The sequence below is a fragment of the Halobacillus sp. A5 genome (genome assembly GCF_024189315.1).
Lineage (GTDB): Bacteria > Bacillota > Bacilli > Bacillales > Halobacillaceae > Halobacillus_A.
In genome coordinates, this window is record NZ_JAIZEO010000003.1 from 541,363 (window position 1) to 553,870 (window position 12,508).

Sequence of the window (12,508 nt, forward strand, 5' to 3'; positions counted from 1 at the left end):
CTTGTAGATTCCACTTATTCTCAAGGTGTCTTTTTCTTATATCAACCTAATCAACATAGAAGTTTTTTATAGGGCTGCTCAGGGAATAAAAACTAAAAGGAGCGATTTAGATATGAGCGAAGAGAGAATGAAAATACTTAAAATGGTCGAAAATGGAACGATTTCTGCAGAGGAAGGCGAGAAACTTCTCAAGGCAGTTGAATATTCTAAAGAGGAAGAAGGTAAAGCTTCTGCCGGGAGGAAATATGGGCTTAAGGATTTTGTAGGAGAAGCATTAGATAAAATAAAAAATGCTGATTTTGACCTTTCTTTCGGCGATTCGGTAGAATTTAAATACCATTTGGAGACAGGAGATGAAGCATTTCACGATTTAGATATATCCATTGCCAATGGCTCATTACACCTTGAACCTTGGCAGGAAACTTATGCTCAGGCCGAATGTCATGTTAAGGTTTATCAGGCCAATGATGAAAAAGAAGCTAAAGAGCAATTTCTGGCTGATGGTCAGTTTGATGTAACGAATGGTATCCTGAGATTTGCCAACCCTTCTAAGAAAATTAAGACGTTCGTTAAATTGTATCTGCCTTCAAAGCGGTATGACTTTATTAAAGCGAGGTTATCTAATGGAACGATCACCTCCCACGACGTGGTGTCAGATCACTTTCATTTGAAAACCACTAACGGTTCGTTACGTGTGAAAAGGTCAAATGGAGAGTCATGCAAACTTGAAACTGGAAACGGCTCAGTTACCATTGCTGAAAGTAAATTCGATGTTTGTGAAGCTGATACGATTAATGGCTCCGTTAAACTGGATGGCCAGTTCGGTAAATCAGATGCTTCTGCTGTGACCGGAAGTATTACGGTTAATAACGATGGAGAAACCGCGCATACCGGCTTCTTTAAAACAACGACCGGTCAAATAACGGTCAGCCTTCCGGAAAATAAAAGAATTGATGGAAAGATCAGTACTTCAATGGGAAGTCTGAACTGTGATATAGAAAATTATAAAATTCTCAGGAACAAAAAAGAAATGATTAGTAAAGAGCTTGTATTTGAAGCTCGTGAGAATTACGAACAAGTCTACCATTTTGAGGCAGATACGAAGACTGGATCTGTCACGGTGAAAGATGTATCTATTTGATTTGATGTAAAAGGATGGGATTCGATTGAAAAATTGGCTGCTTCATATACTAGTCAATGCAATTGCGATTATATTTGTAAGCTTTGTATTTACCTCAGTCGAGATTGATGGATTCATTGGGGCTCTGATAGCCGCCTTTATTTTATCCATATTAAATGCGATTGTAAGACCGATTTTAGTGATTTTAACCTTGCCCATTACCTTTATTACGTTAGGGTTGTTCCTGTTGGTTGTCAATGCAATTACGCTGGCAATGACGGATGGATTATTAGGCTCAATGTTTGAAATTGATGGCTTTGGAATGACGATTTTAGCGGCTCTTGTCATCTCATTAATCAACCTCGTACTCAATAAAATGATTAAAGATTAAGTAAAGTCCTGCAGGGGATGATCACCCTGTAGGACTTTTTCTATCCAAGATTGTGATAAAACATGCTACAATAAGGGACAGTGAAGTTACGATATCGAGGAGGTTAAACTATGAGCAAGGTGAGAACAGAGCATTTGCTGGATCGCTTTGAATTGGAATTAGTCGCAGGTGAAGATGGAGTTCATCGTGAAATACATATGAGTGATATCTCCAGACCTGGAGTTGAAATGACGGGTTATTTTAAATTTTATCCTAAGGATCGATTACAGCTGCTCGGCAAAACGGAACTCTCTTATTTCAATGAACTGACTCATGAACAAAGAAAGCACCGGGCGGAACAGCTTTGTACGGATATTACACCGGGCATTGTGATCACCAGAGGAATGGATATACCGGAGGAGCTTGCAGTTGCTTCGAAGGAAGCTGGCGTGCCGCTGATGCGCTCTCCTTACAAAACCACACGAGTAATCAGCCGCTTAACCAATTTTCTTGAATCAAAATTTGCGCCTTTTACTGCTATTCACGGAGTTCTCGTTGATATTTACGGAATCGGTGTTCTTATTACTGGTCAGAGCGGAGTAGGTAAGAGTGAGACTGCTCTTGAACTGGTAAAGCGTGGTCATCGGTTAGTTGCTGATGATAGTGTAGAAATTAGACAAGAAGATTACGATACTCTCATTGGAAACAGCCCTCCACTTATTGAACACTTACTCGAGATCCGCGGACTAGGTATAATAAATGTTATGACTTTGTTTGGAGCAGGGGCTGTGCGCAGCTTTAAGCGTATTACATTAGTTATTAACCTGGAAATATGGGATAAAAACAAACAATACGACCGCTTAGGATTAGAAGAAGAAACGATGAAAATTATGGATGCAGAAATTCCTAAAGCGACCATTCCGGTGCGGCCGGGTCGTAACTTAGCCGTTATTATTGAGGTGGCCGCTATGAATTTCCGTTTAAAACGTATGGGCGTTAATGCCGCGGAAGAGTTTTCTGAACGGTTAACTAAAGTAATCGACGAAGATCAAACAACTGACGAGTAAGGAGAGAATTATTTTGTCTTGTACACCCGAATCATTAGACAGAGTCCTGTTGCAGCTGGGTCCTCTTTCAATCTATTGGTATGGAGTAATCATTGCTTCAGGAGCTTTTCTAGGGCTGCTCCTCGCTACTAGAGAGACCGAGCGGCTTGGTTTAAAGAAAGACTATATGGTAGATATTGTCGTTTACGCCATTCCTATTGCTATTTTAAGTGCCCGTCTGTATTATGTAATCTTTGAATGGGACCGTTACATCGGTGAGCCATGGTGGAAAATTTTTGCCATTTGGGAAGGCGGAATTGCGATTCATGGGGCTCTTATCGGCTCATTTTTAGTTGCTTTTTTCTATACTAAAGCCAAGGGACTATCATTCTGGATGATTGCTGATATTGCGGCACCGAGTATTATCCTTGGCCAGGCTGTAGGCCGTTGGGGCAATTTTATGAATCAGGAAGCGCATGGCGGACCAGTAACGGAATCATTTTATAACAATTATATGCAGTTTCTGCCTAATTTCATTAATCAGCAGATGTGTATTGACGGAACTGTTTACCATCCAACATTCCTGTATGAATCCCTATGGAACATTTTAGGGTTTATTGTGCTGCTCGTGATGAGACACAAATTTAACCCTCGCCGCGGAGAAGTTTTTCTCAGCTATGCCATTTGGTATTCGATCGGTCGATTCTATGTAGAAGGTCTGCGGACGGACAGCCTATATTTGTTTGGAGAAATCCGTACGGCCCAGCTGATATCAATTTTACTCATAGTTTTTGCTGTCGGTCTAATGATATACCGAAGAAAAGCGGGGCTGGCTAATAAATATTATAACGGAAAAAAAGTAAAGTAATGGGGGTGCAGCTATGCAATCAATACTAATGGAGGGATTGAAGAAAGGCCTGCATTTGACGTGGACATTGGGAAAAGTCATTTTTCCCGTTACTTTAATTGTAACCATTCTTCAATTTACTCCTGTGTTACCGTGGGCCATGAAACAGCTTGAACCTCTTATGCGACTTCTTGGCCTATCTGGAGAAGCTGCTGTCCCTTTGGTTCTTGGAAACTTTCTGAATTTATACGCAGGTATTGCAGCGATTATTACGTTTGATTTCTCGGTAAAAGAAGTATTTATTTTAGCCGTGATGCTCTCCTTTTCACATAATCTAATCATCGAGTCAACTGTTGCGAAAAAAGTGGGTGTCAGCTGGTGGCTCGTGATCGGTGTCCGTATGGGACTGGCGTTAATATCGGCAGTACTTATTAACTTTGCCTGGAGTGGGGGACAGGAGCAGGCTAAATACGGAATGGCACCTGAGCGTCAATCAGAACCGGAAGGCTGGATGGAAATTATTCTCCAGGGCTTTCAGACAGCTGGGATGGGAATCGTACAGCTTGCTTTAATCGTTATCCCGTTAATGGTCGTTATGCAGTATCTGCGTGAAAAAGGCTGGCTTGACCGGTTTTCTGAATGGCTGGCTCCTGCCACACGTTTTCTAGGCATGGAACGGAATACGTCTATGACTTTGGCGGCAGGGTTAACCATAGGGCTGGCTTATGGAGCAGGCTTAATGATTCAAGCGGTCGAGGAAGATGGGGTTTCTAAAAAAGATATGTTTCTAGCCATGATCTTCCTGGTATCCTGCCATGCGGTGGTAGAAGATACGTTGATATTTATACCTTTAGGCATACCTATCTGGCCTCTGCTTGTAATCAGGCTGTTGACCGCTGTTTTATTAACTGCGGCTGTTGGTTATGTTTGGAATAGAGCACGAAGAGAGAAAAGGGGAAGTTTAAGCCATGAGTATTAATACAATTTTGTTTGATTTAGATGGGACTTTAATAGACACCAACGAGCTGATCATTTCATCATTTACTCATACGGTCGGACAGTATGCAGAAAGACCATATTCCCGGGAAGAAATATTAGATTTCATAGGTCCTCCACTTCGCGAAAGCCTGGCAGTCGTGAATGCAGAACGTGTAGAGGAAATGGTGCTGACATATCGTGAACATAACATTACTAATCATGACCACTTTGTGAGGGCGTATGATGGAGTAGTTGAAACTATAAAAGAACTGAAGGCAAGAGGTTACCAGCTGGGTATTGTTACTACTAAAATGCGCCATACTGTACAGATGGGCCTGGATTTGACCGGACTTAATGATTTATTTGAAGTTGTTGTGACTCTTGATGATGTGCAAAATGCCAAACCACATCCGGAACCTATTATAAAGGCTCTGCAGCAATTAAACGGGAAACCAGAAGATACACTGATGGTCGGAGATAATACCCACGATATTGAAGCCGGAAAAAATGCCGGAACGCATACGGCTGGTGTGGCATGGACGATAAAGGGCCGACAAGTCCTTGATGATCTTAATCCTGATTATATGCTTAATGAAATGAATGATCTGCTGGACGTTTTAGGAGGATAATCTATGCGGCGTACTGAACGATATCAAGTACATGATGCGAATTCGCTCTGGCACATTTATAAGACTGTTCCTTTCTTAAAGGTTGTCAAAAATTTCATAGTTATTCAATTAGCGAGGTACACCCCATTTTTACAGGTCAAAAATGGGATGTACCGTCGTTTTTTAGGCCTGAAAGTTGGTGACCAGACGGCTTTTGCATTAATGGTCATGGTAGATATTATGTTCCCTGAAAAAATATCGGTAGGCCGCAATTCAGTAATTGGCTACAATACTACAATTCTTGCACACGAATACTTAATTAAAGAATATCGTCTGGGTGATGTAGTAATTGGTGATGAGGTCTTGATTGGAGCTAATACTACTATACTTCCCGGGGTGAGGATCGGAGATGGGGCTGTAGTTTCAGCCGGCACTCTTGTGCATAAGGATGTGCCTGAAGGAGCTTTTGCGGGCGGCAACCCTATGACAATTATATACACGAAAGAAGAAATGATCGAACGAATGAAGATGGAGGGGGTAAAGGATGAGTCTTGAGCAGGTTGTATTGCCAGCTGTGAAAAATATGAAAGACTTTGAAAAGCTACTTACGACCTCTACACAATACATTATTATCCTCGAGAGCAGGTTAGGTCTTTTGCACAAGGTGGTCAGGGCCGGTCAAAAGGCCGGAAAGAAAGTGTGGGTTCACGTCGATTTAATTCAAGGGTTGAAAGCTGACGACTATGGTATGGAGTTCCTTGGACGGGTAGTTAAGCCGGATGGAGTGATTACGACCCGTTCACACGTTATTCAGCAAGCGAAGAAATATAAGCTTACATCAGTTCAGAGGTTGTTTTTGATAGACAGCCAGGCCGTAGAACATAATGCTGCTATCATCAAAAAAGTTAAACCCGATTATGTGGAAGTTTTGCCCGGAATTGTTCCGGGAATGATAAGAGAGATTAAGGATCAATTAGGAGTTCCCGTAATTGCAGGTGGTCTTATTCGTACGAAAGAAGAAACAAGCGCTGCCGTACAAGCTGGCGCTTCTGCAGTCTCTACTTCACGTACAGAGCTATGGGAATTTTAACATCCTAATTTTAATGCGTATATCGTCAGAGTAGTGCGTACCCACACAAATAACAATAGCATAGGGCTATTTTTATATTGTGTGTTTTTTATTGGCTGCTGTCCATTACGGTTGAAAGGGGATCAGGATATGACTGAATTTATGGGTGAATTAATAGGAACAATGATTCTCATTATTCTAGGGGGCGGAGTAATTGCAGGGGCAAACTTAAAGCATACAAAAGCGGAAGGAAGCTGGGTACTCATCACTGTGGCATGGGGGTTAGGTGTGGCAATGGGTGTGTACGCAGTAGGTGATATTACCGGCGCTCATATTAATCCTGCCGTTACCCTTGGTCTGGCAGCTGTAGGTGACTTTGAGTGGGTAAAAGTACCGATGTACATTACAGCTCAGTTAATTGGAGCTTTTACCGGGGCTGTTATCGTTTTCTTTCATTACCTGCCTCATTGGGCTGCGACTGAAGATCCCATGGCTAAGCTGTCGATATTCTCGACAGATCCTGCGATTGATAGTCCGGTGTCAAACTTGGTCAGTGAAATTGTAGGTACATTTGTTTTAGTTATGGGGATTTTGTTTATAGGAGCGAATGAATTTACAGATGGTCTCAATCCAATTATAGTAGGGTTACTTATTGTTGCCATAGGGATGTCGCTGGGGTCTACTACGGGTTATGCCATTAATCCGGCCCGTGATCTCGGCCCCCGTATAGCTCATGCAGTTCTGCCGATCCCGGGTAAAGGAAATTCTAATTGGGGTTATTCCTGGATTCCTGTTGCAGGCCCGGTTATTGGCGGGATATATGGAGGGTTATTTTATCAGGCCGTTTTTGAAGCTTCTCCTAATCTCCCCTTCTGGATTTTGACCTTGAGTATTATTGCTATTATGGGAGCTTCACTAAAAAAAGAACTCAATAAAGCACAAAGTGCGTAATTGTTATAGGAATTTAGGAGGACGTAAGAATGGAAAAATACATCTTATCAATAGACCAGGGCACCACGAGTTCGAGAGCTATTTTATTTAACCATGAAGGAGCTATCGCAGCATCTGCTCAAAAAGAGTTTGAGCAGTACTTCCCTAAACCTGGCTGGGTCGAGCATGATGCAAATGAGATCTGGACGTCGGTGCTCGGCTGTATAGCAGGGGTCCTTACAAAAGCTGATGTGGAAGCCGATCAAATCGCCGGCATTGGAATTACTAATCAACGTGAAACGACAGTGATTTGGGACCGGCAGACTGGAAAACCTATTCATAAAGCCATTGTATGGCAGTCAAGACAGACGCAGTCAGTGTGTAATGATCTTCGTGAACAAGGACACAATGACACTTTCCGGGATAAAACAGGATTGCTCCTTGATCCTTACTTTGCAGGTACAAAAGTTAAGTGGATCCTGGATCAGGTTGAGGGAGCGAGAGAAAAAGCAGACCACGGAGACTTGATGTTTGGGACAATTGATACGTGGCTCGTTTATAAACTTTCAGGAAGGAAAGTACACGTGACTGATTATTCCAATGCATCCCGTACCCTGATGTATAACATTTACGATCTGAAGTGGGATGATGAGCTGCTTGAAATATTAGACGTACCCAAAAATATGCTCCCTGAAGTGAAACCATCCTCTGAAATATACGGACACACGGTCGACTATCATTTCTTTGGCAATGAAATTCCGATTGCCGGAATCGCTGGAGACCAACAGGCTGCTTTATTTGGACAAGCCTGCTTTGAAAAAGGAATGGGAAAAAACACTTACGGGACCGGCGGTTTTATGCTCATGAACACAGGAGAAGAAGCGGTACGTTCCGAAAATGGGCTGCTTACTACATTAGCCTGGGGTGTTGATGGAAAAGTAGAATATGCATTAGAAGGAAGTATTTTCGTTTCTGGATCAGCCATTCAGTGGCTTCGCGATGGATTGAAAATGATCGAATCATCCAAGCAGAGTGAAGAAATTGCCGGGCAGGTGGCTTCGACAGATGGAGTTTACGTAGTGCCTGCTTTTGTAGGGTTAGGTACTCCTTTCTGGGACAGCGATGCCAGAGGTGCTGTTTTTGGGTTAACAAGAGGGACAAAAAAAGCTCATTTTATCCGCGCCACTTTAGAGTCTCTCGCTTATCAGACAAAAGATGTCGTAGATGCCATGGTGGAAGATTCAGGCATTGAGCTTAAAAAACTTCGTGTAGATGGAGGAGCAGTGAAGAACAACTTGCTAATGCAGTTTCAAAGTGACTTGCTTCATGCCTCAGTGGAGCGTCCTAAGATTAATGAAACAACTGCCCTGGGTGCTGCGTATCTTGCAGGACTTGCCACGGGATTCTGGCAGGACCGTGAAGAGATTGCCAACCAATGGAAAAAGGATTCACAATTTGATCCTGAAATGGATGAAGAAGAAAGTGAAAGACTCTATAAAGGCTGGCAGAAAGCGGTAGAAGCGACCCGAGTATTTAAAACGGATTCTTAAGTGTAGATTTTAAAATCTTTTTTTGATATACTTGAAATAAGTTAATAGATTTAGGTCGGAGATACGGAGAGACCACGATGCTTTGTAAATGTATTTTACAAAGGCGTTCGTGGTCTCTTTTTTTACCTTCTAATGTTCATTCTTACACATAAACAACCTAAGAATAGGGAATAAAGGTATCAGACGCCCTGAATAAACCGATTGGATAAAAGGAGAGGTAGCATGAAGACATTTTCTAACTACAACCGTAGAAAACAATTTAATAATTTGACTCAGGAAGATTGGGATGTGCTCGTGATCGGTGGGGGAATAACGGGTTCAGGAATAGCCCTGGACGCAGCAAGCCGTGGAATGAAAACGGCAGTTGTCGAGATGCAGGACTATGCTTCGGGTACTTCGAGCCGTTCAACGAAACTGGTTCACGGAGGACTAAGGTACCTAAAACAGTTTGAAGTAAAAATGGTAGCCGAAGTAGGAAAAGAACGGGAGATTGTATACGAAAACGGCCCTCACGTAACGACTCCGGAATATATGATGCTCCCATTCCATGAGGGAGGAAACTTCGGACCGTATAGTACAAGCCTGGGTCTCCGGGTTTATGATTATTTAGCAGGGGTCAAAAAGAAAGAAAGAAGAACGATGCTCAGTGCTAAAGAAACAATTGACCGCGAACCTTTAGTTAAGAAAGAAGGCTTGAAGGGTTCTGGAATTTATGTTGAATATAAAACAGATGACGCCAGACTAACGTTAGAAGTAATGAAAAAAGCTGTGGAACACGGAGCGTCGTCCTTAAATTATGCCAAAGTTAAAGATTTCCTTTATAACAAAACAGGGAGAGTAACAGGGGCAGTTGTTGAGGACACAGTAAGCGGTGAGACTTATCAGGTTAATGCTAAAAGAGTAATTAATGCCGGCGGCCCCTGGGTAGATAAACTTCGTGAAATTGATGGATCGAAAAAAGGGAAGACTCTTCAATTAACGAAAGGTGTGCACCTTGTATTTGATCAGTCTGTGTTTCCGCTGCAGCAGGCTGTCTACTTCGATACGCCGGATGGACGTATGATTTTTGCTATTCCCCGCGGCGGGAAAACGTACGTGGGAACAACAGATACACCATACGAAGAAGAAATTGCACGCCCAACGATGACTACTTTGGATCGCGAATACATTCTTGAAGCCATTCATATGATGTTCCCATCTGTAAAAGTAACGGAAAACGATGTTGAATCAAGCTGGGCTGGTGTTCGTCCGCTTATTCGTGAAGACGGTAAAGACCCATCAGAAATCTCAAGGAAAGATGAGATTTTTGTTTCAGATTCTGGATTAATTTCCATGGCAGGCGGTAAACTAACCGGCTATCGTAAAATGGCTCAGACGGCTGTTGATTTGATCCGCGATCAACTGGCTGAAGAATACGGTATCCGCTATTCTGATTCAGAAACGAAGAATATGCCGATTTCAGGCGGTGAAGTAAATGGATCTGAAGGATTCAAGACTTTTAAAAAAGAAAGAATAGAAATTGGAGAATCTTTAGGTCTAACTGCTGAAAAAGCAGAGGATCTAGTAGATCTTTATGGAAAAAATGTAGATACGTTATATCAGCTGTTTAAAGAATGTAAAAGAGAGGCAGCCGCTGCGTTAATTGACCGCGTCGTCTTTGCTCAGTTGAAAATGGGACTCGACTACGAGGCAGTATACAAGCCGGTTGATTTCTTTGTGCGAAGGACTTCAGCTCTTTTCTTCAACATTGCTTATGTTCATGAACATAAACAGCCTGTCATTGAGTATATGGCAAAAGAGATGCAATGGACTGAAGATCAGAAAAAAGAATATACACAGGATCTCGAAAAGCTGTTGACTGAAGCAGTAGAGCCGGTACAAGTGTGAAGTCGGATATTAGGCGGACTCCTTATTGAGGGGTTCGCTTTTTTTGATATACTAAAGATAACCAATTTTTGTTAAGGGTGGTAAAGTTATGATAAGTGTTCATGAACTAATAAAAAGAGACGGAGTAAGACAGCTTGTAACGGGAGCTTTATTAATAGCCGTGATGAGTTTATTTCTGATTTCTTTTTTTCTAATTGGAGTGGAGTCGTTGTTGTTAAATACATTGTATGGGACAGCGTTTGGTCTGGCTGGAATAGCTGTATTTAGAAGCGGCTGGCTGGATATTATTCAAGCCAATCATTCCGTAGGCTTCAAAGAAGACTTAACTACTGGTATTTACGAACAACTCCCAGGCAGAATGTATATCGGTCATCAGCCTCATTCCATTTTCCAGGCTCATTTATATGATATGAATGGCGAGGTTTATGGGAGAATCAACCAGCACACTCACTTTGATATCAAATTATTCCGTCCTTTTATTTCTATATTTTCTGGAGGTGCGTTATTTCCCGCTACTTATAAAATGATGGATAATGAAGGAAAGGCGGTTTATCACTTAGTAAAGAAAGGCGCGAAGGCCAGCCTCGTCTTATTAAATACAATAAGATGGGCGAGGATGTTTCGAGAGTGTGGGTTAATGAAGGCTATTTAAAAACAGTAGAGGAGACTTACGGGCAAGGAATCGTTGGCTATATCCATAAACCGATACCGAAAATAAACCGTAAAGGAAATTATATATATTCATTTGCTCAAGGGTATGTATTGTCTCAAAGTGAACCCGGTTTTTATTGTCCAGTCACTCTGACTATGGCTTCCGCCTATTTAATCGATCACTACGCTGATCAGGCAATTAAGGAAAAATACCTTCCTCACTTAATTTCAACAGGGGAAACAGAACTTTATGAAGGAGCGACATTCTTAACTGAGAGGCAGGGAGGATCTGACGTAGGAGCCAATGAAGTTAAAGGAATAAAGGAAAATGGAGAGTACCGCATTTATGGCGAAAAATATTTTGGCAGTAACGCCGGCATGTGCGGGGTCGCTATGGTTCTAGCTAGAATTGACGGATCAGGCACAGGTTCTAAGGGGCTGAGTTTATTTTTAGTGCCATGGCGGAATGAAAATGGACAATTGAATGAGATTTCAATCCGCAGGCTGAAAGATAAATTAGGGGTGAGGGCTGTGCCCTCAGCTGAAGTGGAATTCTTGGGAGCAAAGGCTTACCTCATAGGAAGAGAAGATCAAGGCTTTAATTACATGATGGAAGCTTTGAACCTCTCACGCGTCTGCAATGCGGTAGCTTCAATTGGAATAATGCGCCGAGCATATAAAGAAGCAAAATCTTATGCTCTGCAAAGGAACGCCTTTGGTAGTGTACTGATTGATTTCCCAATGATTCAAGATACTTTAGTACAAATGAGAGTCAAGCAGGAAATAGAAACAAGTGCCGTATTTAAAATGATCGAAACCTTTGATAGAGTGGCAAGATATCCAGAAAGTGCATCTGAAAGAGATAAACATCTTACCCGCCTGCTGATAGCAGTTTTAAAAAAAGAAACTGCTGAACAATCGATACATTTCGCGCATGCGATTGAAATGCTTGGAGGAAATGGGTACATAGAGGACTTCGTGACACCAAGACTACTTAGGGACGCTCAAGTTTTAACAGTGTGGGAAGGGACATCAAATATACTGGGGCTGGAAGTTGTTCGTCTGATGAGTAAATTTAGGGCCCATGAATTATTCTTCAAAGAGATTGAAGATGAACTACAGTATGTCACCACACTCCCCGAGGAAGTTCAGCTGGTATCACAGTCTATTAAAGATACGAAAGAATTAATTAACTCTGTACTTTCTATGTCATATAATGAGCAAACCTATTACAGCAAAAGAATATCAAAGAGGCTTGCAGATCTATACGAAGGCGTCCATGCTTTAACGAGGACGTGTGAAAGTAACAGAAAACGTAAAGTAGCAGAGGTGATTATAAGAAAAACGTTTTGCAAAGATGCTTATGAACGGAAACCACTTCCTCTCCAGTATGCGGAAGATATACTGGAAGTTTCCATTCCATCCAAAGCGAAAGGCTGATGTGCTCATGCG

At 42.0% G+C, this 12,508-nt stretch carries 12 protein-coding genes and 1 pseudogene; all 13 read left to right on the forward strand.

All coding sequences use genetic code 11. The annotated features are described in order from the left end of the window. Nucleotides 1–112: 112 nt before the first annotated feature. On the forward strand, nt 113–1,141 hold the full coding sequence (locus LF822_RS14425) for a DUF4097 family beta strand repeat-containing protein (RefSeq protein ID WP_253924766.1): 1,029 nt from the start codon (nt 113–115) through the stop codon (nt 1,139–1,141). Nucleotides 1,142–1,166: 25 nt separating this feature from the next. Further along, nucleotides 1,167–1,511 carry a phage holin family protein gene (locus LF822_RS14430; protein ID WP_253924767.1) on the forward strand — a complete coding sequence of 115 codons (345 nt, stop codon included), beginning with the start codon at nt 1,167–1,169 and terminating at the stop codon, nt 1,509–1,511. Nucleotides 1,512–1,621: 110 nt separating this feature from the next. After that, a complete protein-coding gene (hprK, locus tag LF822_RS14435) occupies nt 1,622–2,557 on the forward strand; it encodes an HPr(Ser) kinase/phosphatase (protein WP_253924768.1) in 936 nt (311 codons plus the stop codon). Between the two features lie 13 nt (nt 2,558–2,570). Then, nucleotides 2,571–3,404, forward strand: a complete 834-nt coding sequence (gene lgt, locus LF822_RS14440) for a prolipoprotein diacylglyceryl transferase (RefSeq protein WP_253924769.1) — start codon at nt 2,571–2,573, stop codon at nt 3,402–3,404. A 13-nt stretch (nt 3,405–3,417) separates the two neighbouring features. Next, entirely contained in the window at nt 3,418–4,362 is a 945-nt protein-coding gene (locus LF822_RS14445) for a nucleoside recognition domain-containing protein (RefSeq protein WP_253924770.1), read from the forward strand. Continuing rightward, entirely contained in the window at nt 4,352–4,990 is a 639-nt protein-coding gene (gene ppaX / locus LF822_RS14450) for a pyrophosphatase PpaX (RefSeq protein WP_253924771.1), read from the forward strand. Before LF822_RS14445 ends, ppaX begins: the two co-directional genes overlap by 11 nt. Nucleotides 4,991–4,993: 3 nt before the next feature. Next, nucleotides 4,994–5,524: an acyltransferase gene (locus tag LF822_RS14455; protein WP_253924772.1), complete on the forward strand. Its 531-nt coding sequence runs from the start codon at nt 4,994–4,996 to the stop codon at nt 5,522–5,524. After that, complete coding sequence (locus LF822_RS14460) at nt 5,514–6,059, forward strand: glycerol-3-phosphate responsive antiterminator (protein ID WP_253924773.1); 546 nt, start codon at nt 5,514–5,516, stop codon at nt 6,057–6,059. The genes LF822_RS14455 and LF822_RS14460 overlap by 11 nt, the downstream gene beginning before the upstream one ends. 129 nt (nt 6,060–6,188) lie before the next feature. Continuing rightward, a complete protein-coding gene (locus LF822_RS14465; protein WP_253924774.1) occupies nt 6,189–6,989 on the forward strand; it encodes an MIP/aquaporin family protein in 801 nt (266 codons plus the stop codon). Between the two features lie 29 nt (nt 6,990–7,018). After that, nucleotides 7,019–8,518, forward strand: coding sequence for a glycerol kinase GlpK (gene glpK, locus LF822_RS14470; RefSeq protein WP_253924775.1), 1,500 nt, complete (start codon nt 7,019–7,021; stop codon nt 8,516–8,518). Between the two features lie 222 nt (nt 8,519–8,740). Then, entirely contained in the window at nt 8,741–10,405 is a 1,665-nt protein-coding gene (locus LF822_RS14475; RefSeq protein ID WP_253924776.1) for a glycerol-3-phosphate dehydrogenase/oxidase, read from the forward strand. An 88-nt stretch (nt 10,406–10,493) separates the two neighbouring features. Continuing rightward, nucleotides 10,494–11,057 carry a hypothetical protein gene (locus LF822_RS14480; protein WP_253924777.1) on the forward strand — a complete coding sequence of 188 codons (564 nt, stop codon included), beginning with the start codon at nt 10,494–10,496 and terminating at the stop codon, nt 11,055–11,057. Beyond that, nucleotides 10,976–12,496: pseudogene (locus tag LF822_RS14485) on the forward strand (acyl-CoA dehydrogenase family protein); the annotation flags it as partial. The gene LF822_RS14480 and the pseudogene LF822_RS14485, both read left to right, overlap by 82 nt. Nucleotides 12,497–12,508: the final 12 nt, after the last annotated feature.